Annotated in this window: 23 protein-coding genes; 8 read left to right on the top strand and 15 right to left on the bottom strand. The window is 70.7% G+C overall.

The genetic code is table 11. The features are described 5' to 3' along the window. Positions 1 to 37: 37 nt before the first annotated feature. Positions 38 to 769 (bottom strand): phosphotransferase, encoded by a 732-nt coding sequence (locus FH608_RS10205; protein ID WP_139630179.1) that lies wholly within the window; start codon positions 767 to 769, stop codon positions 38 to 40. 106 nt (positions 770 to 875) lie between these two features. Between FH608_RS10205 and FH608_RS10200 the strand changes: the two genes are divergently transcribed. The 3 genes from FH608_RS10200 (at position 876) to FH608_RS10190 (ending at position 2,971) form a co-directional block, all read left to right on the top strand. Beyond that, positions 876 to 1,340: a DUF6194 family protein gene (locus tag FH608_RS10200; RefSeq protein ID WP_139630178.1), complete on the top strand. Its 465-nt coding sequence runs from the start codon at positions 876 to 878 to the stop codon at positions 1,338 to 1,340. A 195-nt stretch (positions 1,341 to 1,535) separates the two neighbouring features. Next, positions 1,536 to 2,372 (top strand): protein-L-isoaspartate O-methyltransferase family protein, encoded by an 837-nt coding sequence (locus FH608_RS10195; RefSeq protein ID WP_226899243.1) that lies wholly within the window; start codon positions 1,536 to 1,538, stop codon positions 2,370 to 2,372. Positions 2,373 to 2,422: 50 nt separating this feature from the next. After that, positions 2,423 to 2,971, top strand: coding sequence for a GNAT family N-acetyltransferase (locus FH608_RS10190; RefSeq protein ID WP_139630177.1), 549 nt, complete (start codon positions 2,423 to 2,425; stop codon positions 2,969 to 2,971). Between the two features lie 118 nt (positions 2,972 to 3,089). Here FH608_RS10190 and ppdK read toward each other — a convergent pair whose 3' ends face one another. Then, positions 3,090 to 5,723, bottom strand: coding sequence for a pyruvate, phosphate dikinase (gene ppdK / locus FH608_RS10185; protein ID WP_139630176.1), 2,634 nt, complete (start codon positions 5,721 to 5,723; stop codon positions 3,090 to 3,092). Positions 5,724 to 5,951: 228 nt separating this feature from the next. Between ppdK and FH608_RS10180 the strand changes: the two genes are divergently transcribed. Beyond that, the gene (locus tag FH608_RS10180; protein WP_139630175.1) at positions 5,952 to 7,322 is read left to right on the top strand and encodes a cytochrome b; all 1,371 of its coding nucleotides are present in this window, start codon (positions 5,952 to 5,954) and stop codon (positions 7,320 to 7,322) included. Positions 7,323 to 7,550: 228 nt separating this feature from the next. On the opposite strand, the gene FH608_RS10175 is transcribed toward FH608_RS10180, so the two are convergent. After that, a complete protein-coding gene (locus FH608_RS10175; protein WP_193318329.1) occupies positions 7,551 to 8,936 on the bottom strand; it encodes a glycine--tRNA ligase in 1,386 nt (461 codons plus the stop codon). Positions 8,937 to 9,033: 97 nt separating this feature from the next. Then, positions 9,034 to 9,321 (bottom strand): antibiotic biosynthesis monooxygenase family protein, encoded by a 288-nt coding sequence (locus FH608_RS10170; RefSeq protein WP_139630174.1) that lies wholly within the window; start codon positions 9,319 to 9,321, stop codon positions 9,034 to 9,036. Positions 9,322 to 9,372: 51 nt separating this feature from the next. On the opposite strand from FH608_RS10170, the gene FH608_RS10165 reads away from it, so the two are divergent. Then, positions 9,373 to 9,717 (top strand): DUF6703 family protein, encoded by a 345-nt coding sequence (locus FH608_RS10165; protein ID WP_139630173.1) that lies wholly within the window; start codon positions 9,373 to 9,375, stop codon positions 9,715 to 9,717. Positions 9,718 to 9,836: 119 nt separating this feature from the next. On the opposite strand, the gene FH608_RS10160 is transcribed toward FH608_RS10165, so the two are convergent. The 6 genes from FH608_RS10160 to sucC are packed head-to-tail and all read right to left on the bottom strand — an operon-like array spanning position 9,837 to position 16,721. Then, positions 9,837 to 11,366 carry an aldehyde dehydrogenase family protein gene (locus FH608_RS10160; RefSeq protein WP_139630172.1) on the bottom strand — a complete coding sequence of 510 codons (1,530 nt, stop codon included), beginning with the start codon at positions 11,364 to 11,366 and terminating at the stop codon, positions 9,837 to 9,839. Between the two features lie 10 nt (positions 11,367 to 11,376). After that, positions 11,377 to 13,098 (bottom strand): glyoxylate carboligase, encoded by a 1,722-nt coding sequence (gene gcl / locus FH608_RS10155; protein WP_139630171.1) that lies wholly within the window; start codon positions 13,096 to 13,098, stop codon positions 11,377 to 11,379. After that, positions 13,095 to 13,955 (bottom strand): 2-hydroxy-3-oxopropionate reductase, encoded by an 861-nt coding sequence (locus FH608_RS10150; RefSeq protein WP_139630170.1) that lies wholly within the window; start codon positions 13,953 to 13,955, stop codon positions 13,095 to 13,097. The genes gcl and FH608_RS10150 overlap by 4 nt, the downstream gene beginning before the upstream one ends. After that, positions 13,952 to 14,716: a hydroxypyruvate isomerase family protein gene (locus tag FH608_RS10145; protein WP_139630169.1), complete on the bottom strand. Its 765-nt coding sequence runs from the start codon at positions 14,714 to 14,716 to the stop codon at positions 13,952 to 13,954. Before FH608_RS10145 ends, FH608_RS10150 begins: the two co-directional genes overlap by 4 nt. Continuing rightward, positions 14,713 to 15,591 carry a succinate--CoA ligase subunit alpha gene (sucD, locus tag FH608_RS10140; RefSeq protein ID WP_139630168.1) on the bottom strand — a complete coding sequence of 293 codons (879 nt, stop codon included), beginning with the start codon at positions 15,589 to 15,591 and terminating at the stop codon, positions 14,713 to 14,715. Before sucD ends, FH608_RS10145 begins: the two co-directional genes overlap by 4 nt. After that, positions 15,591 to 16,721, bottom strand: a complete 1,131-nt coding sequence (sucC, locus tag FH608_RS10135; protein ID WP_139630167.1) for an ADP-forming succinate--CoA ligase subunit beta — start codon at positions 16,719 to 16,721, stop codon at positions 15,591 to 15,593. Before sucC ends, sucD begins: the two co-directional genes overlap by 1 nt. A gap of 89 nt (positions 16,722 to 16,810) precedes the next feature. On the opposite strand from sucC, the gene FH608_RS10130 reads away from it, so the two are divergent. The 3 genes from FH608_RS10130 to FH608_RS10120 all read left to right on the top strand — a co-directional run bounded on the left by FH608_RS10130 (position 16,811) and on the right by FH608_RS10120 (position 19,391). Then, positions 16,811 to 18,139 (top strand): MFS transporter, encoded by a 1,329-nt coding sequence (locus tag FH608_RS10130; RefSeq protein ID WP_139630166.1) that lies wholly within the window; start codon positions 16,811 to 16,813, stop codon positions 18,137 to 18,139. A 255-nt stretch (positions 18,140 to 18,394) separates the two neighbouring features. Further along, a complete protein-coding gene (locus FH608_RS10125; protein WP_139630165.1) occupies positions 18,395 to 19,132 on the top strand; it encodes a GntR family transcriptional regulator in 738 nt (245 codons plus the stop codon). A 76-nt stretch (positions 19,133 to 19,208) separates the two neighbouring features. Beyond that, positions 19,209 to 19,391, top strand: a complete 183-nt coding sequence (locus FH608_RS10120; RefSeq protein WP_139630164.1) for a hypothetical protein — start codon at positions 19,209 to 19,211, stop codon at positions 19,389 to 19,391. Positions 19,392 to 19,425: 34 nt separating this feature from the next. On the opposite strand, the gene FH608_RS10115 is transcribed toward FH608_RS10120, so the two are convergent. The 5 genes from FH608_RS10115 to frc all read right to left on the bottom strand — a co-directional run bounded on the left by FH608_RS10115 (position 19,426) and on the right by frc (position 25,795). Continuing rightward, positions 19,426 to 20,409 (bottom strand): TerC family protein, encoded by a 984-nt coding sequence (locus tag FH608_RS10115; protein WP_139630163.1) that lies wholly within the window; start codon positions 20,407 to 20,409, stop codon positions 19,426 to 19,428. Next, positions 20,406 to 20,894, bottom strand: coding sequence for a hypothetical protein (locus FH608_RS10110; protein ID WP_139630162.1), 489 nt, complete (start codon positions 20,892 to 20,894; stop codon positions 20,406 to 20,408). The genes FH608_RS10115 and FH608_RS10110 overlap by 4 nt, the downstream gene beginning before the upstream one ends. Further along, the gene (locus tag FH608_RS10105) at positions 20,894 to 22,300 is read right to left on the bottom strand and encodes an Nramp family divalent metal transporter (RefSeq protein WP_139630161.1); all 1,407 of its coding nucleotides are present in this window, start codon (positions 22,298 to 22,300) and stop codon (positions 20,894 to 20,896) included. Before FH608_RS10105 ends, FH608_RS10110 begins: the two co-directional genes overlap by 1 nt. 160 nt (positions 22,301 to 22,460) lie before the next feature. Beyond that, on the bottom strand, positions 22,461 to 24,572 hold the full coding sequence (locus FH608_RS10100) for an acetate--CoA ligase family protein (RefSeq protein ID WP_139630160.1): 2,112 nt from the start codon (positions 24,570 to 24,572) through the stop codon (positions 22,461 to 22,463). Further along, positions 24,572 to 25,795, bottom strand: a complete 1,224-nt coding sequence (frc, locus tag FH608_RS10095; RefSeq protein WP_139630159.1) for a formyl-CoA transferase — start codon at positions 25,793 to 25,795, stop codon at positions 24,572 to 24,574. The genes FH608_RS10100 and frc overlap by 1 nt, the downstream gene beginning before the upstream one ends. Between the last annotated feature and the right edge of the window lie 12 nt (positions 25,796 to 25,807).

Genomic DNA, 25,807 nt, shown 5'->3' with positions numbered 1-25,807 from the left:
GCGCGCCTTCCGAGGCAGGCAGGTCTCCAGGGGCGGGCTAGCGCAGCGCGCGGTCGAAGGCGGCGCGGTGCTCGGCCACCCAGTCGTGGCAGGCGCGCACCTGCTCCACCACCCCGCGCTCCCGCAGCCCCACCGCGTACGCCAGCCCGGCCGCCGCGTCCGCCTCGATGCCGCGCCGGCAGCGGTCCTGCCACCACAGGACCGTCTCGACCACCTCGCCGCGCTCCCGCAGCCCGTAGGCGTCGCAGATCAGCCGCACCCGCCCGGCCGCGGCGTCCGGGTCCGTGACCGCGGGGCCGAGCCCGGCGTACTGCCAGCAGACGTGCGCCACGTCGTGGACGCGCCGCCCCGGCGCCGCGATGTCCCAGTCGATGAACGCCACCGGCCGCGGCTCCGCGCCCCGGTAGACGGTGTTCTTGGGCGACAGGTCGTTGTGGCAGACGACCTCCTGCCCCTCCGCCAGCGGCGTGCCGGCGGTCAGGTCATGGAACTCGCGCACCAGCTCGGCCACCCTCGCCAGGCTCTCGTCGGAGCCGACGCCGTCCGGCTGGACGTCCTCCCAGGCCACGTGGCCGGGGAGGAAGCTCAGGATCTCCCGCCCCCGCTCGTCCACGCCGAGGAACCGGGGCGCGCCCGCCCACCCGCTCCGCTCGAACAGCCGCAGCAGATCACGCACGTACGCGGCCCGCCGGCCGCGCGTGCGGCGGACGGTGTCACCCACGCGGACGACGGAGTTCACGAACCCACCAGGAAGAGGCGTCTCGGACATGGTCACCAGCCTGCCAGACGCTCCCGCGGTTTGAGACTTCCATGCCGTCAGCCGGGCCTCGACGGCCCGAAGTCTCACAGGGCACGTCAATGACACGCTGGAAGGTATGACTGAGAGCGACATCATCACCTTCGTGTCCGCCATGCCGGGAGTCGTGGCCATGACCATCGAGCCGGGCAGCGAGACCCCCGAACTGGCCTGGGGCGACACGTTCATCTACCACGACCCGGACGGCACCCTGGAGAGCCACCCCCGGCAGCCGTTCGCGACCGTCGTCACCAAGGACTACGACGGGTTCGACACCGCCAGCGACCTGAACAGGCCCGGCGTGTTCCGGCTGAACATCGCCGCCGGGCGGGCCGCGTTCGAGCGGCTGCTCGGCTACCCGCCGGCGGCGCACGCCGAGCACCACGACGGCATCGACTACACGGCCGCGGACCGCGTCCTGCCCCACCCGGTGTACGCGGCCCAGGGCTGGATCTCGATCGTGAATCCGGGAGAGCAGGCCCGCCCGCTCCTCGCCGAGGCCCACGCCCGCGCCGTGGCCCGCCACCGTCCCGCCAGGGCCTGATCACGAGACATCGCCATGGCCGGCCAGGTGGCGTCGCCGGCCGAAGCAGGCAGTCCGCTTCCAGGAATCTCCTGGAAACACTTGCCGCATCCGGAACGTAGCCGTACCGTCACGGATAGCGTTTGCCGAGGGGTGGAGGTGGAGAGCTGTGGCGCGGCGCGAATACGGGCATTCTTTCGCTGACGGGGAGATGTGATGCTGCCGCACATCGCCTGGCGGCTCAACACCATGATCGCGGCGATCAACGATCATCGCCCGCCTCTCACCCGCCCGATCGAGCAGGCGTTGCGGGGCGTTCCGCGCCACTGGTTCGTTCCGCCGGTGGGCGAGGCGTTCGGGGACGACGGGTGCGGCGCGCCGATCGACCGCGACACCGACCCGCCGGCCTGGTGGGATGCCGTCTACGCCGGGCGCCCCATCGTGGCCCCCGACGGGTCCGCGTGCCCGGCCGCCGGCGCGGTCGCCGACCTGCTGGAGCTGCTCGGGCCCGTCCCCGGGCAGAAGGTGCTGGAGGTGGGCACCGGCACGGGGTGGACCACCGCGCTGCTGTGCCGGCTGGTCGGCCAGTCGGGCAGTGTGACCTCGGTCGAGCAGGACGCCGCCGTGGCCGAGCGGGCCGCCAAGAACCTCGCCGCCGCCGGCGCCCTGCCCCACCTGGTCGTGGGCGACGGGGCGGCAGGGTGCCCCGAGCGGGCTCCGTACGACAGGGTGCACGTGACGGACGCGGTCCGCGCGGTGCCCTACTCCTGGGTGGAGCAGGCCAGGCCGGACGCGGTGATCGTCTGCGGGTTCGGCGGCGAGCACGCGCTGCGGCTCCTGGTCATGGCCGACGGCACGGCGAGCGGCCGGTTCTCGGGGCTCACCACGATGACGCGGCCCCAGGGGGAGCCGTGGATCACCCTCGCCACGGCGCTCCTCGGTCCCGGGACCTGGCGGACGTGGGGGAAGCCGGGGCCGGAGCGGCTCGGCCTGACGGTCACGCCCGAGGGACAGCGGGTGTGGCTGGACCACCCGGAGCAAGTGATCGCGTAACGGCGGAAACCCGGTTGACCGGCCGCCGGGCCGGTGTGAAGGATGCGGGGATGCGCATCGAGTTCTCCCGGTTCTCCCCCGCCGACGTCGACGACCTGGTCGGTTTCCTGACAGGGCAGCCCTGGCCCTTCCACTCGGGCGTGCAGGATCCGGAGGTCGTGCGTCGCAGGGCCGCCGACGGCGCCTACGACGACGAGGAGACGCGCACGTTCTGGGTGCTCGCCGACGGGGAGCGGGCGGGCCTGGTGCGGCTGCAGGACCTCGCCGACGACACCCCCATGTTCGACCTGCGGATCGGGCAGTCCTGGCGCGGCCGCGGCCTCGGGTCGCAGGCTGTCGCGTGGCTGACCGGCTACCTGTTCACCGAGCTGCCGCAGGTCAACCGGATCGAGGGCACGACCCGCCAGGACAACCACGCGATGCGCGCCGTCTTCCGCAAGAGCGGCTACGCCAAGGAGGCGCACTACCGGGAGTCGTGGCCGGGCCTGGACGGGGCGCTCCACGACGCCGTCGGCTACGCGATCCTGCGCCGCGACTGGATCTCCGGCACGGTGACCCCGCCGCACTGGGACGACGAGGTCAGCGGCCACCAGGCGTGAGAGGGCGGAGCGACGAGCTTCCCCGCCCCCGGCGACGGCGCTCGGCGGGGTGTCGGACCCTGGATCCGTGAGCGCGGCGCTCAGCAGATGACGGGGCCGGACTCCGCGAGCGCGGCGCTCAGCGGGTGTCGGAGTCCGACTCCGTGAGGGCGGCGCGACCGGCCTCCAGGCGGGCCACCGGGATGCGGAAGGGCGAGCAGGAGACGTAGTCGAGGCCGACGTCGTGGCAGAAGTGCACCGAGTCGGGGTCGCCGCCGTGCTCGCCACAGATGCCGAGGTGCAGGTCCGGCCGGGCCGAGCGGCCCTCGCGCACCGCGATCTCGATCAGGCGGCCGACGCCCTCCCGGTCCAGGGTCTCGAATGGGGAGACCCCGAAGATGCCCAGGTCCAGGTAGCGGGAGAAGAAGGCCGACTCCACGTCGTCGCGGGAGAAGCCCCACGCCATCTGGGTCAGGTCGTTGGTGCCGAACGAGAAGAACTGCGCCGCCTCGGCTATCCGGGACGCCGTCAGCGCCGCCCTGGGGACCTCGATCATGGTGCCGATCAGGGCCTCGACGCCGGCCTCCGCGAGGATGCGCTCCGCCTCGTCCCGTACGTACTCCAGCTCCTGGACGGCCGCCACGAGCGGGATCATGATCTCCGGCCGGGCGCCCGGCACCTCCTTGGCCGCCTGGGCGATGGCCCGCACCTGCATGGCGAACAGGCCGGGGATCACCAGGCCGAGGCGGACGCCCCGGAGGCCGAGCATCGGGTTCTGCTCGTGCAGGCGCTTGACGGCGGCGAGGAGCCGGCGGTCCTTCTCGCTCGCGCCTTCTGTGGCGACCTTGACGGACAGGTCGACGATGTCGGGCAGGAACTCGTGCAGCGGCGGGTCGATGAGGCGAATGGTGACGGGATCACCATCCATAGCCCGAAATATCTCGACGAAGTCTGACTTCTGGAGCGGCTCCAGCGCGTCCAGCGCCGCCTGGCGCTCCTCGTCCGCCGACGCCAGCACCAGGTCCTCCACGAGCTTCCTGCGCTCGCCCAGGAACATGTGCTCCGTGCGGCACAACCCGATGCCCTGCGCGCCGAACCGGCGGGCGCGCGCCGCGTCCTCCGGGGTGTCGGCGTTGGCCCGCACGCCCAGCCGGCGCGCCGCGTCCGCGTGACGGATGATCCGGTCCACGGCCCTGACCAGTTCGTCCTCCGGCTCGGCACCCTCGAAGTACTCGACCACGGCCGAGTCCACGACCGGCACCTCGCCGAGGAAGATCTCGCCCGTCGTCCCGTCGATGGAGATGACGTCGCCCTCCGAGACCGTCGTCCCGCCGGGCGCGGTGAAGCGGCGCTCGTCCGGGGAGACCTCCAGCTCCTCCGCCCCGCACACGCACGTCTTGCCCATCCCCCTCGCCACCACGGCCGCGTGGGAGGTCTTGCCGCCCCGGCTGGTCAGGATGCCCCTGGCGGCGATCATGCCGGCCAGGTCGTCGGGGTTGGTCTCGCGGCGGACCAGGATGACGTCCTCGCCCCGCTCCGACAGCTCGACGGCCCGCTCGGACGAGAAGACGGCCTTGCCCACGGCGGCGCCCGGTGAGGCGTTCATGCCCTTGGCGATGCGCCGCTTGTCCGCGTCGCTGTCGAAGCGGGGGAACATGAGCTGGGCCAGCTGGTCTCCGGTGACGCGCGTGACGGCCTCGTCGAGCGTGATCAGGCCCTGGTCCACGAGCTGCGTGGCGATGCAGAACGCCGCCGCGGCCGTGCGCTTGCCGACCCTCGTCTGCAGCATCCACAGCTTGCCGCGCTCGATCGTGAACTCGATGTCGCACAGGTCCCGGTAGTGGTTCTCGAGGGTCTCCATGATGCCGAGCAGCTCGTCGTACGAGTGCTTGTCGAGGCGTTCGAGCTCCTCCAGCGGGATCGTGTTGCGGATGCCGGCCACCACGTCCTCGCCCTGGGCGTTCTGCAGGTAGTCGCCGTAGATGCCCTGCCGGCCGCTGCCCGGGTCGCGGGTGAAGGCGACGCCGGTGCCCGAGTCGTCGCCCACGTTGCCGAAGACCATGGCCACGATGTTCACGGCGGTGCCGAGGTCGGCGGGGATGCGCTCCTGGCGGCGGTAGAGGATGGCGCGCGGAGCGTTCCAGGAGTCGAAGACCGCCATGACGGCCAGGCGCATCTGCTCGCGCGGGTCGGTCGGGAAGTCGCGCCCGGTCTGCTCGCGCACGATGCCCTTGAACGTCTCCACGAGCCCCTGCAGCTCGCCCGCGTCGAGGTCGGTGTCCTGGCGCCGGCCCTTCAGCCCGTCCAGCGCCCGCTCGAACAGCTCGCCGTCGATCCCGAGCACCGTCTTGCCGAACATCTGGATGAGCCTGCGGTAGGAGTCCCACGCGAAGCGGTCGTTCCCGCCGGCCTGCTTGGCCAGGCCGTGCACCGACTCGTCGTTGAGCCCGATGTTGAGGACGGTCTCCATCATGCCCGGCATGGAGAACTTCGCTCCCGACCGCACGCTCACGAGCAGCGGATCGTCGGCCTGCCCGAGCCGCCGGCCCATCCGCTTCTCCATCGCGTCAAGGTGTTCCGCGACCTCCCGGTCCAGGCCGTCCGGCGTGGCGCCCGTCGCCAGGTAGTGGCGGCAGGCGTCGGCGGTGATCGTGAATCCGGGAGGAACGGGCAGCCCGAGATTGGTCATTTCGGCGAGGTTCGCTCCCTTGCCGCCGAGGAGATCCTTGAGATTCCTGTTGCCCTCGGTGAAGTCGTAAACGTACTTGGCCACCACACGCTCCAATCAACGCCTCTGCCCGGACTCTACCGGCGAAATTGATGATGAAACTGCACTCCTTGGACAATTCATCGTTTGCGCTGGTAAACGGTCTAGAAGAGGTCTAATCCAATTATAGTTCTGGACGCCGGAAATTGGATTAGACCAATTGGTGTAAACCAATTCTTGAGAAACGCGGGGAGGGGGCGCAGAATCGGATCACACCCCCATCAGGAGGCGCCCATGGCCACTCCTACCAAGCCCCGGCGGCGCGCCCGCATCGTCGTGGGATCCGCGAAAGCGGCCGTCGATTCGGCGATCTACCTCGACGACCGGCTCCCGTTCGCCCGCTGGCTGCGCCCGCAGCTGCGCAAGCTGTTCCCGAGCCACTGGTCGTTCCTGCTGGGCGAGCTGGCGCTCTACTCGTTCGCGCTGCTGGTGCTCACGGGCACGTTCCTCACGCTCTTCTACCAGGCCCACCCCGGCGTGGCCTTCGCCTCGACCGTCGACCTCAGCCTCGACGTGCGGGGCGGGCTGCTCATGCGTCAGCTGCACCACTGGTCGGCCACGGTGTTCGTGCTGGCGATCGTCGCCCACCTGTGCCGGGTCTTCTTCACCGGCGCCTTCCGCAGGCCGCGCGAGCTGACCTGGATGCTCGGGGTGGTGCTGTTCGGGCTGGTGCTGTTCGAGTCGTTCCTGGGCGTGTCGCTGCCCGCCGACCAGCTCGCCATGACCGGGCTACGAGAGGCACACGGCCTGCTGCTGTCGATCCCGCTGGTGGGCACGTACCTGGCGGCCTTCGCCTTCGACGGCGGCTTCCCCGGCCAGGTCATCCCCCGCGTCTTCGTCACCCACGTGCTGCTGGTGCCGGGCATCCTGATGGCGCTGGTGCCGCTGCACGCGCTGATCCTGACCTGGCGGCAGAAGCACACCGAGCGAAGGAGCTCGCGACGAGAGAGCGAGGAACGAGCCACCGAGCAGCGGGTGACGGGGGGCCCGTTCTTCCCGTACTTCGCGGTCAAGAACGGCGCCACCGCGCTGTTCACGATGGGCGCGATCGCGGCGCTGGCCACGTTCGTCAAGGTCAACCCGGTGTGGGAGCACGGCGCGTACCGGGCGGGCGGCCACGTACCGTCGGCGCAGCCGTTCTGGTACTTCGGGGTGCTGGACGGCGCGCAGCGGCTGGTCCCGCCGTGGGAGATCACGGTCGGCGGGTACGTCTTACAGCCCGGCCTCTGGATCCCGCCGCTCGTCCTCACGGTCTTCTTCGGGATCCTGCTGCTCTACCCGTTCATCGAGCGCCGCCTCACCGGCGACGGCGACCACCACCACCTGCTGGACCGCCCTTCCCAAGCCCCGGTCCGCACGGGGCTGGGCGTCGCGGTCATCACCTTCTTCGCGGTGTCGTGGGCGGGCACGTGGGTGTCGGAGGCGTCTCCGCCCATGCACTCCGCCCCCGGCCTCCCACCCCCGCTCCAGGCCCCCGACGCGCTGCTGACCGTGCCACACGACACGTATACGGCGATCGTGACCGGGCTGCGGGTGGCCGTCTTCGTGCTTCCGGTGGCGGCCTTCGTGATCACCCGCGCCGTGTGCCGCGGACGCGCCGCCTAGCCAGGACGCGATCGCCGGGACATGGGGACGAAGCACCACGGAGCCCGTCAAGTGTGCGCGCGTCACGGCGGGGCGGCGGTGAGGCGGAGGAGCGTCTCCCTGGAGGGCCGTCAGCCGGCCGCGGCGGGTGGAGCCCACCGTGCGGAGCCGTAGAGGATGGAGGTCCCCCGCAAGAACGGGGGCGCTCGCCGAAACAACGGCGAGCACCCCCGAGAGGAAAATGATCAATCAATCATTCAGGTGCTGGCGCAGGTAGGACTCCACGCCGTCGATCGGGATGCGCTCCTGGGCCATGCTGTCGCGCTCGCGGATCGTCACCGCGTGGTCTTCCAGCGTGTCGAAGTCGATCGTGATGCAGAACGGCGTGCCGATCTCGTCCTGGCGGCGGTAGCGGCGGCCGATGGCGCCTGCGTCGTCGAACTCGACGTTCCACCTGCGGCGCAGCTGCGCGGCCAGGTCGCGGGCCTTGGGCGACAGGTCGGTGTTGCGCGACAGCGGCAGCACCGCGGCCTTGACCGGGGCGAGCCGGTGGTCGAGCCGCATGACCGTGCGCTTCTCCATGACCCCCTTGGCGTTGGGCGCCTCGTCCTCGCTGTAGGCGTCGAGCAGGAACGTCAGCGTGGCGCGGTCGACGCCGGCCGCCGGCTCGATGACGTAGGGGATGTAGCGCTCCCCCGTGTCCTGCTCGAAGAAGCTGAGGTCGGTGCCGGACGCCTTGGAGTGGGAGCTGAGGTCGAAGTCGGTGCGGTTGGCGATGCCCTCCAGCTCACCCCACTCCGAACCGGTGAAGTTGAAGCGGTATTCGATGTCGACCGTGCGCTTGGAGTAGTGGGACAGCTTCTCCTTGGGGTGCTCGTACAGGCGCAGGTTGTCCTTGTTGATCCCCAGGTCGGAGTACCAGCGGTAGCGCTCGTCGATCCAGTACTGGTGCCACTCCTCGTCGGTGCCGGGCTTGACGAAGAACTCCATCTCCATCTGCTCGAACTCGCGGGTGCGGAAGATGAAGTTGCCCGGCGTGATCTCGTTGCGGAACGACTTGCCGACCTGGCCGATGCCGAACGGGATCTTCCTGCGTGCCGACTGCTGCACGTTGAGGTAGTTGATGAAGATGCCCTGGGCGGTCTCGGGCCGCAGGTAGGCCAGGCCCGACTCGTCCTCGACCGGGCCGAGGTAGGTCTTGAGCAGGCCGCTGAACTGCCGGGGCTCGGTGAAGGTGCCCTTGTTGCCGCAGTTGGGGCAGGTGATGTCGGCCAGGCCGCCCTCGGGCGCCTTGCCGTTCTTCTCCTCGTAGGCCTCGACGAGGTGATCGGCGCGGAAGCGCTTGTGGCAGGAGAGGCACTCGGTGAGCGGGTCGGTGAAGGTCTCGACGTGGCCGCTGGCCCGCCAGACCTCGGGCGCCAGGATGACGCAGGAGTCGAGGCCCACCACGTCGTCGCGCGACTGGACCATCGACAGCCACCACTGCCGCTTGACGTTGTTCTTCAGCTCGACACCCAGTGGACCGTAGTCCCACGACGCGCGCAGTCCGCCGTAGATCTCGCTCGACGGGTATACGAGCCCGCGGCGCTTGGCGAGGCTGACGATGGTGTCCATGACGTCGATGCGTCGTGCCATTTTGGTTGATTCTCTTTCCGGCTGGAGGTCGGCGAGGGTGTAATTGGTGAGAACCCAGCTTAGGGGACGCACGCACCCTCTCGCGCGCCAGTAATCGCTACGTCCTGTCCTGAGTGTGGACGTCCTCGTACGCGCTGGGTTCGTTGACCATGAGAATCATCAGCGGATACATCACCATACGGGCGGCGGAGAGCGCCCTGCGGTAGAAGCCGGCGCCCTCCCACTCCGTGACCAGCGCCCACAGGTTGGGCTCGTCGACCGAGCGGGCCAGCCTGCCACGCTGGTAGCCCGGCTGGGCAGCCAGCGTCTCAAGGATCGTGTGCCCCTGCTTGACGAAGTCTTGGGCCTGGGACTCTGGAACGGTGTATCGGATCACGGCGAGCACCCGACCAGCCTAAAGGCGACGCGCTCCGCCCGGCTCCCGTAGGCTCTGGGTGTGGCCCAAGACAGCAAGCGCCCGCTTCCCAAGGGCGAGCAGTTCTTCACGCCGGGCGCGACCGGCCTGCGCAAGGCGGTCGAGCAGCGCAGCGCCGTGCCGATGACGTTCCTGTTCACGCAGGTCCCGCGGTGGGTCGCGCCCGCCCTGCTGGTGATCCTGCTGCTGGTCGGGTTCGCCGTGGCCAATCCGCTGGGTGGTGTGGCGGTGTTGCCGGCGATCGTGTTCATCGGCTGGCTGGCGTACCTGTCGTGGCCGTCGCTGGGGGCCGGGGGGAAGGTGTTGCGGGTCGCCATGCTGACCTTCCTGGTGCTGCTGGCCGCGACCCGCTTCGGCGCTTTCTGAGCCCCTGGCCGCGAGGGTCGCCCGCGCCGCGCTTCTGACTGTGGTCCTTGTGGGAGGAGCGGGAGAAGGCGGCGGCCCTTGTGGGGCGCGAGGCTTGAAGGCTCCCTAGAGGGAGCCCTCTAGGGAAGCAGGGTGTAGGTGGGGAAGTTGCCGGGGAGGCGCTCGCCGTCCGGGCCCGTGGTGGCGGCCCGTACGAGCAGTTCGCCGCCGACGAACGCGCCGCGCCAGGACGCGCCGAGCCCGCCGAACAACTCCTCGCGGTCCCCGCGCGAGCGCGGCCGGTTGTGGCCGACCTTGAACGCCCGCACCTCCGGGGCGAGCCGCCGGAACGTCTCCTCCTCGTCGCAGGACACCGTGGCGACCAGGGCGCCGTTGCTGGCGTTCATCGCGGCCAGCAGCTCCGCCTCGGTGTCCACCAGGACGAACGTGTCCACCGGCCCGAAGGGCTCGGCGTGGAAGAGGGGTGAGGAGCGGGGCGGGTTGAGCAGGGCCGTAGGCGCGAAATAGGCCGAAATATCCTGCCCCGGCAGGAAATGTCCGGCGTCGAGCGGCGCCCGGTGCACCGGCACCCCTCCCCTGGCCACCGCCTCGTCCACCTGGTCGGCCAGCTCCTTGGCCTTCGAGGCGTTGATCAGCGGCCCGAAGTCCAGCTCGGGCAGCGGATCGTCGGGAGACTCCACCGCCAGCGGGTGGCCGAACCGCAGCGACCCCACCGCCGCCAGGTACGCCCCCAGGAACTCGTGGAAGAGCGACCGCTGCACCACGAACCGCGGGTAGGCGGTGCAGCGCTGCTTGCCGTAGTCGAACGACGCCCGGATCTGCCGGGTCAGCAGCTCCCAGTCGCCGTACTCCCACACGCCCCAGCAGTTGAGCCCCTCCTGCTCCAGCACGTGCCGCCGGCCGACGTCGGCCAGCGAGGTCGCCACCTGCGCCCCGGCGTCCCGGCCGCCCACGAACGACACGCAGCCGAGCGAGCGCCCGCCGACCAGCATCGGCGACAGCTCCGCCCCTCCGCCGCTGACCAGCGTGAACGGCAGCCCCTCGCGCACGGCGAGCGCGCAGGCGAGCGTGAGGCAGCACAGCCCGCCGTCCGTGGGCGTCTTGGCGATCACCGCGTTGCCGGCCAGCGCCTGCACGAGCATGGCGTGCATGAGCACGCTCATCGGGTAGTTCCAGCTCGCGATGTTGCTGACCGGGCCGGGCAGCGGGGCCCGCCCGGCGACCATGCGGTCGATCTCGGAGACGTACCAGCGCACGCCGTCCAGGCAGCGGTCCACGTCCGCGCAGGCCGTCTTCCACGGCTTGCCGATCTCCCAGACCAGCAGCAGGGCCAGCAGGTCGCGGTGCTCGGCCATGGACTCGACGGCGGCCGACACCATGGCCTTGCGCTCGGCGAGCGGGGTGTGCCGCCACCTGTTGTGCTCCTCGACCGCGCCGGCCACCGCGCGTCCCGCGCCCGCCCGGTCGAGCCTGGGCAGGCCCGCGACGAGGCTCCCGTCCAGCGGCGAGAAGCCGGGGACGGGCCGCCCGTCGCGGTGCCAGATGCCGCCCCAGTGGTTCAGCACCCGGTCGTCGTGGAAGGCTTCCGGCGCCGCGGAACAGCACCGTTCGTAGGCGTCCCGCCAGGCCGTACCCGGCTTGAGTTGCATGCGCTCCTCCTCAGTCGGACCAGTCGGCGGTGATGAGCTCGGGCAGGGGCTCGAACTCCTTGATCGACTCGAGCGAGGCGCCCATGGCGGCGTTGGCCTCGCGTTCCACCATCACCTCCACCAGCACGGGCAGCCGCTCCCGCGCCGACTCCGCGGTCGCCCAGGCCAGCGCGTCGCGGATGTCGCCCGGCAGCTCCACGCGGCGCGCCGGGCAGCCGAACGCCTCCATGGCCTTGACATGGTCGATGCCGCCCTCTCCGTAGTGCAGGTCCACGGCGTAGTTCATGCCGTACGGGATCTCGGCCTGCCGGATGAGCCCCAGGTACTCGTTGTTGATCATGACGATGACGAACGGGATGCGGTACTGGGCGGCCACCGCGACCTCCTCCATGAGGAACTGGAAGGAGTAGTCGCCGACCACCGCCACGACCTGCCGCTCGGGATGGGCGCACTTGACGCCCATCGCCGCGGGCACCTCCCAGCCGAGCGGCCCGGCCTGGCCGCAGACGAGGTAGCGGCGCGGCAGGTAGGTCGTCTGGAACTGACCCGACCAGATCTGGTAGAGCCCGATGGCGGTGACGAAGGTGGTGTCCCTGCCGAAGTACTCGTTGATCTCCTTGAACACCCGTGGCGGCTTGATCGGCACGTCGTCGAAGTCGTCGCGGCGGGCCATGGTCCGGCGCAGGTCGGCGACCTTCCGTACCCATTTGCCCGGCTCCTGCGGCGCGCCGCGGCGGCGCGCCTCGGCCAGCAGCTCGGCCAGCACCGGCCGGGCGTGGCCGACGATGCCCAGGTCCGGCTCGAAGACCCGGCCGATCTGCATCGGCTCGATGTCCACGTGCACGAAGGTGCGGCCGCGGCGGTAGACGTCGAGGTCGCCGGTGTGCCGGTCGCCGAAGCGGGCGCCCACGGCCAGCACCAGGTCGCTGTCCAGGAACGCGGCGTTGCCCCACCGCGTCTGGGTCTGGATGCCCGCCATGCCGGCGAACAGCGGGTGGTCCTCGGGGAAGGCGCCCTTGCCCATGAGCGTCACCTGCACGGGCACCTGGAGGTGCTCGGCCAGCGCGCGTAGCTCGTCGGCCGCGTCGGCGATGATGACGCCGCCGCCGGCCAGGATGATCGGCCGCCTGGCCTCCCCCAGCAGGTCCACGGCCCTGCGTATGGCGGCGGGCAGTGGTTCCGGCTCCTCCACGGGCAGCGGCGCGTCGAGCTCCCGGTCGTACAGGCAGGTCCCGCGCTGCACGTCGAGCGGCAGGTCGATGAGCACGGGCCCCGGACGTCCCGAGCGGGCGATCCTGAACGCCTCCCTGAACACCCACGGCGCCTGCGCGGGCTCCTTGAGCTGCACCGCCCACTTGGTCACCGGGCGGGCGATCTCCACGATGTCGACCGCCTGGAACGCCTCCTGGTGCAGCTTGGAGCTGACCGCCTGCCCGGTGACGCAGATCATCGGGATCGAGTCGGCGAGCGCGGTGTAGAGGCCGGTGATCATGTTGGTCCCGGCGGGGCCCGAGGTGCCGATGCAGACGCCGACGTTCCCGGTCACGCGGGCCCAGCCGTCGGCCGCGTGGGTGCCGCCCTCCTCGTGGCGTACGGTGACGTGCCTGATCGAGCTGTGCTGGAGCGCGGCGTAGAGGGGCAGGATGGCCGCGCCGGGGATGCCGAAGACGGTGTCCACGCCCTCCGACTCCAGCACGGCGACCACGGCCTCCATGCAGGGGATCCGCTTCATGTGTTCAGCCTTTCGACGACCTTGAGCAGGGCTGAGTGGTCGAGCGAGCCGTGGCCCTGCGCCCTGGCCGCGGCCACGAGCTGGGCGACCTGCCCGGTGAGCGGCAGGCTGAGGCCGGCCTCGCGGGCGGCGGCCACGGCGATGCCCATGTCCTTGTGATGCAGGTCGATCCGGAACCCGGGGGCGAACTCCCTTTTGACCATGGTGTGCCGCTTGAGCTCCAGGATCCTGGAGCCGGCCAGGCCGCCCGCGAGCACGTCGAGCCCGGCCACGGGATCCACGCCGGAGGCTTCGAGCAGCACGATCGCCTCGGACACGAGGCCGTAGATGCCGCCGACGACGAGCTGGTTGGCCGCCTTGACGGTCTGTCCCGCGCCGGCCGGGCCGACGTGGACGACCGTCGTGCCGAGCGACCAGAGCACCGGCCTGGCCGCCTCCACGTCGTCGGGCTCGCCGCCCACCATGATCGACAGGGTGCCCTCGATCGCGCCGCGCTCGCCGCCGCTGACCGGGGCGTCCAGCGCGCGCACGCCGGCGGCGGCGGCCTGCGTGGCGACCCGGCGCGAGGTCTCGGGTTTGATGGTGCTCATGTCGATGTAGAGCAGGTTCGGCCGGCCGTACTCGACGACCAGCGGGGCGACCTCCTCCACCTGCGGCGAGTCGGGCAGCATCGTGATCACCACCTCGGCGCCGGCGACCGCGTCGACGACGCCGGAGGCGCCCTTGCCGCCCGCGGCGACGAGCTGGTCGATCCGCTCGGCGCTCACGTCGTAGCCGGTCACGACATGTCCGGCCTTGAGAAGGTTGGCGGCCATCGGGCTGCCCATGATCCCCAAGCCGATGAAGCCGATGTTCATGTCCGCCTCCAGTCGAACGCGCCCGGCCCCTCGTGCCGGTACTCCAGGCCGACGTGGCCGCCGTAACCCGCGGCCGCCAGCCGGGCGAAGATCTCGTCGTACGGCATGCGCCCGCTGCCGGGGTGTCCCCTGCCGGGGTCGTCGGCGACCTGGACGTGGCCGAACCGGGCGGCGTGCCCGTCGATGAGCGCCACCACGTCCTCGCCCATCCGGTGCAGGTGGTAGAGGTCGGCGAGGAAGGCCACGTTCGGCCGGTCCACCTCGTCGATCAGCTCGAACGCCGCCTGCGACGACGTGATGGGATATTTCGGGTTCTCGTGGGAGTTGAGGGCCTCGACCACCACGGTCGCGCCGATCGGGGCCGCCGCGTCGGCCGCCCTGCGCAGGTTCGCCACGGCCAGGCGCCTGTCGGTGCCGGGGTCGTTGCCGTACAGGGCGTTGAGCACCGTGCAGCCCAGCTCGCCCGCCAGCCGCACCGCCACGTCGATGTTGGCCTGGAAACGGGCGGACTCGCCCGGCCTGGACAGCAGCCCGCGCTCGCCCGCGGCCATGTCGCCCGCGTCGAAGTTCAGCCCGGTCAGGCGCACCCCGGCGTCCTCGATCGCCTGCCGCAGCGCGGCCAGCCGCGCGCCGCCCGGGTCCGGCGTGTCGAACGGCCACCACAGCTCCACCGCGTCGAACCCGGCCTTGGCCGCCGCCTCGGGCCGCTCCAGCAGCGGCAGGTCCGTGAAGAGGATGGAGAGGTTGACGGCGAACCTCATGACGACCCCAGGGCGGAGCGCATGAGCCGGGCGGTCTCCGACGGGGTGCGGCCGACGCGGACGCCGACCGACTCCAGGGCCTCCTTCTTGGCCTGGGCGGTGCCCGACGAGCCGGACACGATCGCGCCCGCGTGCCCCATGGTCTTGCCCTCCGGCGCGGTGGACCCGGCCACGTAGGCGACCACGGGCTTGGTGACGTTCTCGGCGATGTAGGCGGCGGCCCGCTCCTCGGCGTCGCCGCCGATCTCGCCGATCATGACGATGGCGTCCGTGCCGGGGTCGTCCTGGAACGCCTTCAGGCAGTCGATGTGGGTGGTGCCGACGACGGGGTCGCCGCCGATGCCGACGGCGGTGGAGAAGCCGAGGTCGCGCAGCTCGTACATGAGCTGGTACGTCAGCGTGCCCGACTTCGACACCAGGCCGATGCGCCCGGCCGAGGTGATGTCGGCGGGGATGATGCCGGCCGACGACTGGCCGGGGCTGATCAGGCCGGGGCAGTTGGGCCCGATGATCCGGGTCCGACCGTTCGCCAGGGCGCGGAAGCGTACCGCGTCGTGCACGGGCACGCCCTCGGTGATGACCACGCACAGCGGCACGCCCGCCCCGACGGCCTCCTCCACGGCCGCGCCGGTGAAGCGCGGCGGCACGAACACCACCGAGACGTCGGCCCCCGTCTCCTCCACCGCCTCGGCCACCGAGCCGAACACGGGCACCGTGCGCTCGCCGAAGTCGACGGAGCGCCCGCCCTTGCCGGGCGTCACCCCGGCCACGACGTCGGTGCCGGCGGCCAGCATGCGGGTGGTGTGCCTGCTGCCCTCCGCGCCCGTCATGCCCTGCACGAGGACCCGGCTGTCCTTGGTCAGAAAGATCGCCATCACGCACCTGCCGCGAGTCTGGCCGCCATCTCGGCGGCGCCGTCCATGGTGGAGACCTGCCGGACCGCCGGGTGCCTGGCGTCGCTGAGGATGCGCCGGCCCACCTCGGCGTTGTTGCCGTCCAGCCGTACGACGATGGGCCTGCCGAGGCCGCGGTCGCCGAGCAGTTCGAGCGCGGTGACGATGCCGTTGGCCACCGCGTCGCAGGCCGTGATGCCGCCGAAGACGTTGACCAGCACCGAGCGCACGTCGGGGTCGGCCAGGATGATCTCCAGCCCGTCGGCCATGATCTTGGCGGACGCGCCGCCGCCGATGTCCAGGAAGTTCGCGGGGTCGGCACCGGCCCCGGCGACCACGTCGAGCGTGCTCATGACCAGCCCGGCGCCGTTGCCGATCACGCCGACCGAGCCGTTCAGTTTCACGTAGTTCAAGCCCTTGGCCCTGGCGCGGTCCTCCAAGCCGTCCGTGCTCTCCGCGTACTCCCAGGAGTGCCGGAACGCGGAGTTGTCGTCCAGCGTGACCTTGCCGTCGAGGGCCACGATGCGCTGGTCGGTGGTGCAGATCAGCGGGTTGACCTCGACCAGCAGGGCATCCTCCTCGACCAGGACCCGCCACAGCTTCTCCAGCACCTCGGCCGCCTGCTCGGGCAGGCCCGCCTTGGCGGCCAGCAGCCGCGCGGTGTCGGCGTCCACGCCTGCCACGGGGTCGATCGGCAGCTTCACCAGGGCGTCAGGGTCGGTGGCGGCCAGTTCCTCGATCTCCATGCCGCCCTGGCCGGACACCATCGCCAGGAAGGCGCCCTCGGCCCTGTCCACCAGGAAAGCCGCGTAATACTCCTCGAACGGCACGGTCGCGGTCTCGACCAGCACGCTGCGCGCGACGTGCCCCTTGATGTCCATCCCGATGACGCGCCCGGCCTCCGTCTCGGCTGCGACCGGCCCGGCGGCGGGTCTGATCCCGCCCGCCTTGCCGCGCCCGCCGGTCTTCACCTGGGCCTTGATGACGACGGGCGCGTTCAGCTCGGCCGCGATGTCGCGGGCCTCAGCGGGGGTGGTCGCGATCCTGCCGGCCGGGACGGGGATCCCGTGGCGCCCGAAGAGCTCCTTCGCCTGGTACTCGTACAGGTCCATTCGAGCCTCCTTTGTAGACGGTATACCGTATGGAAAATGCTTCGTCTAGGGTCTCGACAGGCTCTCGTCTACTGGATATTCCATACAGTATGGAGAATGCAGTTAGAGACTGGCGCGGGCGTTCGTACCTCCCAGGACCCGTCCCCGCCGACCGCACGCGCATGTTCTGGCTGTCCTGGGGCGCCATGGCGGCGATCAGCCCGCTCCAGTACGGCTACGCCGGGCTCCTCGCCCGGGACGCCGCCGGCCTCACCCTGCTCGCCGTCTGGATCGCCTGCCAGGCCGCCGGCGCCCTCCCGGCCCTCCACCTGGTACGGCGGGGCCGCCTCAGCGTCCGCACCTCCCTGGTGGCCGGCGCCGCGCTGAGCGCCCTCGGCCTCGCCGCCGCGGCCCTCGGCGACCCGGGCCCGGCCACCCTCGTGGGCTACGCGCTGCTCGGCGGGCTGGGCGCGGGCCTCGTCTACGGGATCTGCGGCGAGGTCGTCTCCTCCTGGCATCCGGAACGGCCCGCCGCCCGGGTCGGCCTGATCACCGGCGCGTTCGGGTACGGAGCCGTGCCCGTGCTCGTGTGGGCCGGGATCGCGCCCTCCGCCACGTCCACCGCGCTCCTCGTCGCGGCGGCCGTCGCCGCGGTGGTCATCGGGGCCGCGGCCCGGCACCTGCGGCTGGCGCCGGCCCTGTGGTGGCCCGACGACGTGGACCCGCGCACCCATGCCCTGGACGCCGCCCGACTGCGGGTGACCCCCGATGCCGCCAAGCAGTTCGGGCTCCCGCAGGCGCTGCGCACGCGCACGCTGCCGGCGCTCGCCCTGATTCTCACGTGCGCGGGCGCGGTGTCGGTCTTCGACGTGGTCGTGGTGGCGGGAACCGGGGTCTGGGGGGCGCTGGCGCTGCTGGTGGCGCTGAACGGGGCCAGCCGGTCGGTGGCCATGCGGTGCTCGGAGCTGTTCGGGCGGCGGCGCGTCCTCGCCGCCGTCCTCGGCTCGCTCGCCGTGGGCCAGGTCCTCCTCGCCACCGCCCTCCAGCCGATCGCCCCGACCGCCCCCGCAGGCCCTGTCCCGCTGGCGGCGTCCGGCGGAGACCTGGCTGGTGCAGCGGGGGCGGGCGGGCCGCTCGTGGCGGGTGGCGGGCCGCTGCTGTGGCTGGGCGTGGTGGCCGCCGGGCTCGGGGGCGGGGCGTTCTACCCGCTGCTCGCCAGCCTGGTGCGGGAGTTCTTCGGTGTCGAGCGCGCGGGCGAGATCCACGCCGTCGTCTACAGCGCCAAGGCGCTGGCCGGAGTGGCGGCCGTGGGGCTGGCTCTCGCCGCCCTGGGCGACCCGGTGACGGCGCTGGCCGTCGCCGCCGTCCTCGCCGCGCTCCCCGCCCTGGCCACCCCCAGGCTGCGCATCCCGGGCCTTCCCGCCACCATCCCCGTGTGACCCGGCGGCGGGCGCGTCCCCGAGCGGCGGGAAGAGGGGACGAGCGCGCTCGCGGCCACCCCGTCCAGGGCACCCCTTGCCGCCCTGGACGGGTGCCGTGCGGCAGTGCGACAGGGGGATCCCGGCGGGCGGCGACGCGAGAAGCCCCCGGTGGCAAGGGGATTCGTGTGATGAGACTCACCGGCCGAGGGCAACCGTGGGACGGTATGCTGTAGGCAGTCGACCAAAAACCCTTACTGCAGCTGGAGGCGTGACATGTTGCTGTCGGATCAGGCCGGCCAAGCCCCGGCCGCCAAGATTCCCCGTCCCGCCACGCTGCGGGAGAGCGTCATCGAGGCTATCCAAGAGCTCATCGTCTCCAGCCAGCTGAAGCCGGGCCAGCACCTGGTCGAGAGCGAGCTGGCCGAGCTGCTCGGCGTCTCGAGGCAGCCGGTCCGCGAGGCGCTGCAGCAGCTCAGCGGCGAGGGCTGGGTCGACCTGTTCCCGGGGCAGGGCGCGTTCGTGCACGTCCCGACGCTGGAGGAGGCCGACCAGCTGCTGGCGGTCCGCACGCTGCTGGAGACCGAGTCTGCCAGACTCGCCGCCGAGCACGCCGGCGAGGACGGCGTGAAGCGCCTGCGCGCGCTGTGCGCGCGGGGCATCGCGGCGGTGCAGTCCGACGACGTCGACTCGGCCGTGGCGACCAACTCCGAGCTGCACGCCCTGGTGACCGAGCTGTCAGGCAACAAGGTCCTGTCGGAGCTGGCCAGCCAGGTGGCCAGGCGGGTGCGGTGGTACCACACGCCGGTGGCGCGCCAGCGCGGCATGGCGTCGTGGGACGAGCACACCTCGCTGATCGACGCCATCGAGGCAGGCGACGAACGCCGCGCGGCGAAGATCATGCGCGAGCACACCGAGCACACCCGTGCCTCCTACCTGGCGCAACGCGAGAAGGAGCCGGTGGAGCCGGCGCCCAAGCCCGTGCGCAGGCGCCGCCAGCGGCAGCTCGGTTGACCTGACGTTCACAGAAATCCACATGCTCCGTCACGCCTCGGGTAGGTGACCGGAGCCGTAAGGAGGTGCATTGACCATGAAGGCGTTCATCCGCTTTCTCCTGGGTGATCCCCCGGGGCAGGCAGCGGACGGCCGGGCGATCGGCCTGGGCCTGAGCACGGCATTGAAAAAGTACTACTCCGCGGACGACGCGGACCTGTTTTTGCGCGAGTGGGCCGCGACCGAACGCGACGTCCACCACGACTCCCCGCGCCACTGAGCCGCGGCAGGGGCCGGCCCCCACCGCGGCGTGATCAGCGGTCCACCGGCTCGGGCTCCACCTCCTCAGCCTGAGAGGCCCTGGCGTCGCGGGCCGACTTGAGCAGGCTCAGCACCGTGGTGACGGCGAGAGTGCCGACGATGACCCCGAGGGACACCAGGATCGGGATCTCCGGCGCCCACGACACGCCGTCGTGGTGCAGGGCTTCGAGGATCAGCTTCACGCCGATGAAGGCGAGCACCACCGACAGTCCCTTGCTCAGGTAGACGAGCCGGTCGAGCAGCCCGCCGATGAGGAAGAAGAGCTGCCGCAGCCCCATGAGGGCGAAGGCGTTGGCGGTGAAGACCAGGTAGGGCTCCTTGGTGAGGCCGAAGATCGCCGGGATGGAGTCCAGCGCGAAGAGCAGGTCGGTGGTCCCGATGGCGACCATGACGATCAGCATCGGGGTGACCATCCTGCGGCCGTGGTGCACCGTCAGGCGGGCACCGTGATAGGTGTCCGTCGTCGGGAGCACCCGGCGCGCCGCGCGCAGGGCGATGTTCTCGGAGAACTCCGCCTCGTCCTCCTCGTGCCCGATCAGCTTCCACGCCGTGTAGACGAGGAAGGCGCCGAACACGTAGAAGAGCCAGTCGAACCTGGACACCGCCTCCGCGCCGGCGGCGATGAACGCTCCCCGCATGCCCAGCGCCAGGATGATGCCGACGAGCAGGACCTTCTGCCGGTACTGCCGCGGCACCTGGAACCGGCTCATGATCAGCAGGAACACGAACAGGTTGTCCACGCTGAGGGAGTACTCGGTGATCCACCCGGCGAAGAACTCGCCGCCGTGCGCGGGTCCCGAGAGGAGCAGCAGCCCGGCGCCGAACGCCGCCGCCAGGCCGACGTAGAACGACACCCATGCCACGCATTCCTTCATGGTGGGCTCATGAGGCTTTCTGGCGACGATCCAGAAGTCCACCGTGATCACGACGGCGAAGCCGCCGATCGTGGCGAGCCAGATCCAGAAGGGCAGGTTCACCGGCGCCGCCCCTTCCGTGCCTGTAGCAGGCTCGCGTGCCGTACGTAGAGCCCGAGCAGATCCCGGGCGATGGGGTTGTCGTCGGCCCGGCGCATCAGCCAGTGCGGCATGGCGCGCTCGTGGATCCAGACGAAACCGATGGCGAAGCCGACGCTGACCATCGCCTGGTAGCCGAGGAAGGGCAGGACGCCCTCGGCCAGGCCGACCCCGTACAGGCTCTCCTGCACCAGCCGGGACACGGGGAAGGCCACGATCCAGTAGATGCCGACAGGTCCGAACGTCCCCGGACGGAACACGCCCTGGCCCAGCAGCATGCCGTACAGACCGCCGAAGAGGGCGAGCGGTACGGCGAGCGACAGGGCCGAGAGCGTGGCCATCCCGATGGGCTGCCCCGCGAACAGGGTCAGCCCACCGGCCATGGCTCCGGCGACGGCTCCGATCGACGCCCCTGGCAGGGCGAGTTCGAGGCTGTGCCGTCCGCCCATCAGCCCACGACCACGCCGAAGGCGAACAGGCTGTAGAACAGCATGCCGAGGTAGAACACGGCGCCGCACCCGATGATCACGTTCGTCCACCACTTGGGCCTGATCGGCTTCGGCAGCATGCGGTTGTTCACCAGGAGCAGCGTCACGCAGTACGCGCCCATCGCGAAGGTCGACAGGAACGCCAGCGTGTCCAGGATGCTGGCCGGCCCGTCAGCGGGTCCGAACAGCAGGATCAGGATCCCGAAGAGGATCACGCCCCAGAGGAACATCGCGTACAGGCGGGACATGCCGATCTTCTTCGCACCGGGGATGAAGTTGAACGTCATGTCCGCCTGACCCCGGGAGAAGGAGTCGAACAGACCGAGCGTCGCGTTCAACCCGATGAGCGCGATGAACCCGAGGAACACGCCCCCGAGCACCGTGCTGCCGGCCGAGGAGACGGCGTTGGCCATCGCGGTCAGCGCCACGGACTGCTCGCCGTCCCGGATGACGTCGCGCACGCCCGGGTCCAGCCGTACGGCCGACTGGGCGATGACCGTGAACGAGATCGTCACGAGCATCGTGATGCCCCAGAACAGCAGCAGCGCGTCGAACGTTACCCAGCGCCGCCAGCCCTTCCACTTGGCCAGCTCGGCCGGGTCCTCGGTGTCGAACATGAACCCGCGCGAGGGCATCTCCTCTTCCTCGCCCGCGTGGGCCAGGCCGCGGACCTTCGGGATGTGCGCGCCCATGCCGGCTCCGGAGGCACGCAGGTGCAGCGTGTACCACATCTGCTGCATGCCGGAGGGTCCGGCGAAGGCGCACGCGCCCACGATGACCGGGAACCAGGCGGCTGACATGGCCTCCGGCGGCAGGTAGCCGAAGGAGAACATGCCGGTGATCGTGGAGACCACGTCGCCCCAGGACCCGACCATGGCCGCCACGACCGCCGTGCCGAGGACGAGCGCGCCGATGAGCAGCGACAGCACGTTCTCGAGCACGTTGTAGATCACCTTGGCCAGGCTGAACACCACGCCCACCAGGATGAGACCGGCTATGGCGGTCACCATCCAGGGGATGCCGGTGATCTGCTCGAACGCCGCCGCTCCCGCCGAGAGGTGTCCCGGCCAGATGTAGACGGCGATGGCCACGATGAAGAAGAACCACATCAGCGGCTTGAACACCCTGGCCGCGCCGGAGAAGATGCTCTCCCCCGTGGCCATGGCGTACCGCGCCATCTCGAGCATCACCACGGCCTGGAGGGTGACGCCGATCAGGAACAGCCACCTGATCTCGGGCCCGAACAGCAGCACCAGTCTGGGCCACATGTACGACTCGCCCATGCCCACGCCCAGCGCGACGAGGAAGACCGTCGGCCCGAGAATGTGCACCGACGGAGGGGCGTCGGGCAGCTTCCGAATGGGCATCGGCTCAAGCCGGCCCGCTTTCCATACTCGTTCGTCCTCGACCGGCGGCGTGGCCGTCGCCGGTGGTGTTTTCGATGTGTCCACCTACGGACCTCCTGGGGGGTTGTTACTTCCTCGTGCGCCCCGATTAGCCCCCTCGCCTGGACTGCTGGCTCGGCTCTTAGCTCAGCAGCCCGGCTGCTCTCGCCCAGCGGTACTTCGCACCGAGTACCGCCACGGGCTTCTCCGTCGTGTACGGGTACGCGACCACGCCATGCTCGAATAGGTACTCGCTGGCCTCCTCGACCTCGGTGTCGCCGGCGAGTGACGCCACGACCGGCTTGGTGTTGCCCTTCGCCCGCTCCTCCGCCACGACACGGGCGATGAGCTCGGCGAAGACCATCGGCGGCGTCACGATCGTGTGCCAGTAGCCCAGCACCAGAGCGTGGATGCGCTCGTCGGCCAGGCCGAGGCGGACCGTGTTCTCGTAAGTCGAGGGAGGTTCGCCGCCGGTGATGTCGATGGGATTGCCCGCCGCCCCGAACGGCGGGATGTAGGCGCGGAAGGCCGCGTCCAGGTCGGGCGGGATGTCCATGAGGGTCAGCCCGGCGTCCACGATGGCGTCCGAGAGCAGCACGCCCGAGCCGCCCGCCCCGGTGATGATGACGACGTTCTCGCCCTTGGGCGCGGGCAGGATCGGCAGCGCGCGGGCGTATTCGAGCATGTCGTTCAGCCCCGGCGCGCGCACCACCCCGGCCTGCCGCAGGATGTCGTCGTACACCTTGTCGTCGCCCGCCAGCGCGCCCGTGTGCGAGCCCGCCGCCCGGGCGCCCATCGCGGTGCGGCCCGCCTTGAGCACGATGACCGGCTTCTGCTTGACGACCCTGCGGGCGGCGTCCACGAAGCCGCGCCCGTCCTTGAGGTCCTCAAGGTGCATGGCCACGGCCTTGGTGTTGTCGTCCTGCTCGAAGAAGGTCAGCAGGTCGTCCTCGTCCACGTCGGCCTTGTTGCCGACGCCGACGATGGCCGAGACGCCCATCTTGGTGGTCCGGCTGAAGCCCAGGATGGCCATGCCGATGCCGCCGCTCTGCGAGGTCAGCGCCACGCTGCCCTTGACGTCGTACGGCGTGCAGAAGGTCGCGCAGAGGTTCTCCGGCGTGTAGTAGTAGCCGTAGATGTTGGGGCCGAGCATGCGCACGCCGTGCCGCCTGGCGATCTCGACGATCTCCTTCTGGCCCTCGACGTTGCCGGTCTCGGCGAACCCGGAGGGGATCATGACGGCGCCCGCCACGCCCTTCTTGCCGACCTCCTCCAGTGCCGGCGCCACGAACTTGGCGGGGATCGCGAACACCGCCACGTCCACGAAGTCCGGCACGTCCGAGATGCTCTTGTACGCGGTGAGCCCCATGATCTCGTCGGCCTTGGGGTTGATCGGGTAGATCTGCCCCTGGTAGCCGCCGTTGATGAGGTTGCGCATGACAGAGTTGCCGATCTTGCCGGCCTCGGCGGAGGCGCCGATCACGGCGACCGAGCGCGGCTTGAAGATCCGGGTCATCTGCCGGAGGATCTCCTCCCGCGGCAGCCGGCTCACCTCGGCGGGCTTGTCGCCGATGAGGATGCGCACGTCGGCCGCGACCGCGCCGTTCGCGTCGGCGAAGACCGGGTTGAGGTCGACCTCCACGATCTCGGGGAAGTCGGAGACCAGCCGGCCGACGCGCTCGATCAGCTCCGCGAGCGCCTCCCGGTTGACCGGCTCGGCGCCACGGGCACCACGCAGCACTTCGGCCGCTTTGATGTCGTCCAGCATCCCAAGGGCATCTTCACCCGAAACCGGGGCAAGACGGAAGGTCACGTCCTTCAGCACCTCGACCAGGACGCCGCCCAGCCCGAACGCGATGACCTTGCCGAACGTGGGGTCGGTGACGGCGCCGACGATGACCTCGTGGCCGCCGCCGACCAGCTGCTGCACCTGGACGCCGTCGATCGTGGCCTCGGGGTTGTAGGCACGGGCGTTGGCGAGGATCGTGTCGTAGCCCGCGCGCACCTCGTCCGCGGTCTTGAGGCCGACCAGCACGCCGCCGGCGTCGGTCTTGTGCAGGATGTCCGGCGAGACGATCTTCAGCACGACGGGGAGGCCGATGCGCTCGGCGATGGCCGCCGCCTCCTCCGCGGACGTGGCCAGGCCCTCGCCGGGGGTGGCGATGCCGTACTCCTCGCACAGCTTGCGCCCCTCCGGAGCCGTCAGGGCCGTCCGCCCCTCGGCCAGCGCCTTCTCGATGACTTCCCTGACCACTAGATGACTCCGTTCGTCTTCAGCTGGGCAAGTTCGTCCGCGCTCACGCCGAGCTCGCCGTAGATCTCCTGGTTGTGCTCGCCGAGCAGGGGCGGGGTGCGCACGTCCACCGGCGAGTCCGACAGCTGCAGCGGGCTCCCGACGGTCACGAACTCGCCGCGCTCCGGGTGGTCGACCGCGACGACGATGCCCTCCTCGCGCAGGCTCTCGTCCTCCACCAGCTCCTTGGTGGACAGGATCGGCCCGCACGGGATGTTCTCGGCGTTGAGCCGGTCGAGCACCGTCCACTTGTCGTGGCGGATCGTCCACTCCTCGATGAGCTGGAACATCTTGTCCAGCTTCGACAGCCGCGCCTCGGGCGTCGCCCACTCGGGGTCGTCGGCCAGCTCCGGCCGCCCGATGATGGACGAGATCGGCTTCCAGCCGACCGGCTGCACGATGACGTAGATGTAGTCGTTCGGGCCGCCGGGCGCGCAGCGCACCGCCCAGCCGGGCTGGCCGCCGCCGCTGGCGTTGCCCGAGCGGGGCACCTCGTCGTTGAAGGTCCTGTTCGGGTACTCCCGCAGCGGCCCGTGCGTGAGCCGCTGCTGGTCGCGGAGCTTGACGCGGCACAGGTTCAGCACGGCGTGCTGCATGGCCACCTGTACGCGCTGCCCGCGGCCGGTCTGCTCGCGCTGGTAGAGGGCGGCCAGGATGCCGGCCACCGTGTGGACGCCGGTCCCGGAGTCACCGATCTGCGCCCCGGTGGCCAGCGGCGGGCCCTCCTCGAAGCCGGTGGTGCTCATCGAGCCGCCCATGGCCTGGGCGATCACCTCGTACGCCTTGAACTTGGCGTACCGGCCGGTGCCGAAGCCCTTGATCGAGGCGTAGATCAGGCGCGGGTTGAGCTCCTGGAGGCGCTCCCAGGTGAAGCCCATGCGGTCGACCGCGCCGGGACCGAAGTTCTCCACCAGGATGTCGGCGCTCTTCACCAGCTCGGTGAAGATCTCCTTGCCGCGCTCGCTCTTCATGTTGAGGGTGATGCTGCGCTTGTTGCAGTTGAGCATCGTGAAATAGAGGCTGTCGACACCTGGCAGGTCGCGGAGCTGCTGCCGGGTGATGTCGCCGGTGGGGGCCTCCAGCTTGACCACGTCCGCGCCCAGCCACGCGAGCAGCTGGGTGCAGGACGGGCCCGACTGGACGTGGGTCATGTCGAGGACGCGGACACCTTCGAGAGCCTTCATCGCGGCAATTAC

This window comes from Nonomuraea phyllanthi, assembly GCF_006334985.2.
GTDB lineage: Bacteria > Actinomycetota > Actinomycetes > Streptosporangiales > Streptosporangiaceae > Nonomuraea > Nonomuraea phyllanthi.
The sequence above is the reverse complement of the archived record's forward strand: the minus strand, read 5'-3'. Positions and strand labels throughout refer to the sequence as shown.

Coding starts and splice junctions, on each gene's coding strand:
- FH608_RS10205 (WP_139630179.1), bottom strand. CDS start 769: ATGTCCGAGACGCCTCTTCCTGGTGGGTTCGTGAACTCCGTCGTCCGC.
- FH608_RS10200 (WP_139630178.1), top strand. CDS start 876: ATGACTGAGAGCGACATCATCACCTTCGTGTCCGCCATGCCGGGAGTC.
- FH608_RS10195 (WP_226899243.1), top strand. CDS start 1,536: ATGCTGCCGCACATCGCCTGGCGGCTCAACACCATGATCGCGGCGATC.
- FH608_RS10190 (WP_139630177.1), top strand. CDS start 2,423: ATGCGCATCGAGTTCTCCCGGTTCTCCCCCGCCGACGTCGACGACCTG.
- FH608_RS10180 (WP_139630175.1), top strand. CDS start 5,952: ATGGCCACTCCTACCAAGCCCCGGCGGCGCGCCCGCATCGTCGTGGGA.
- FH608_RS10175 (WP_193318329.1), bottom strand. CDS start 8,936: ATGGCACGACGCATCGACGTCATGGACACCATCGTCAGCCTCGCCAAG.
- FH608_RS10160 (WP_139630172.1), bottom strand. CDS start 11,366: ATGCAACTCAAGCCGGGTACGGCCTGGCGGGACGCCTACGAACGGTGC.
- gcl (WP_139630171.1), bottom strand. CDS start 13,098: ATGAAGCGGATCCCCTGCATGGAGGCCGTGGTCGCCGTGCTGGAGTCG.
- FH608_RS10150 (WP_139630170.1), bottom strand. CDS start 13,955: ATGAACATCGGCTTCATCGGCTTGGGGATCATGGGCAGCCCGATGGCC.
- FH608_RS10145 (WP_139630169.1), bottom strand. CDS start 14,716: ATGAGGTTCGCCGTCAACCTCTCCATCCTCTTCACGGACCTGCCGCTG.
- sucD (WP_139630168.1), bottom strand. CDS start 15,591: ATGGCGATCTTTCTGACCAAGGACAGCCGGGTCCTCGTGCAGGGCATG.
- sucC (WP_139630167.1), bottom strand. CDS start 16,721: ATGGACCTGTACGAGTACCAGGCGAAGGAGCTCTTCGGGCGCCACGGG.
- FH608_RS10130 (WP_139630166.1), top strand. CDS start 16,811: ATGGAGAATGCAGTTAGAGACTGGCGCGGGCGTTCGTACCTCCCAGGA.
- FH608_RS10125 (WP_139630165.1), top strand. CDS start 18,395: ATGTTGCTGTCGGATCAGGCCGGCCAAGCCCCGGCCGCCAAGATTCCC.
- FH608_RS10120 (WP_139630164.1), top strand. CDS start 19,209: ATGAAGGCGTTCATCCGCTTTCTCCTGGGTGATCCCCCGGGGCAGGCA.
- FH608_RS10110 (WP_139630162.1), bottom strand. CDS start 20,894: ATGGGCGGACGGCACAGCCTCGAACTCGCCCTGCCAGGGGCGTCGATC.
- FH608_RS10105 (WP_139630161.1), bottom strand. CDS start 22,300: ATGCCCATTCGGAAGCTGCCCGACGCCCCTCCGTCGGTGCACATTCTC.
- frc (WP_139630159.1), bottom strand. CDS start 25,795: ATGAAGGCTCTCGAAGGTGTCCGCGTCCTCGACATGACCCACGTCCAG.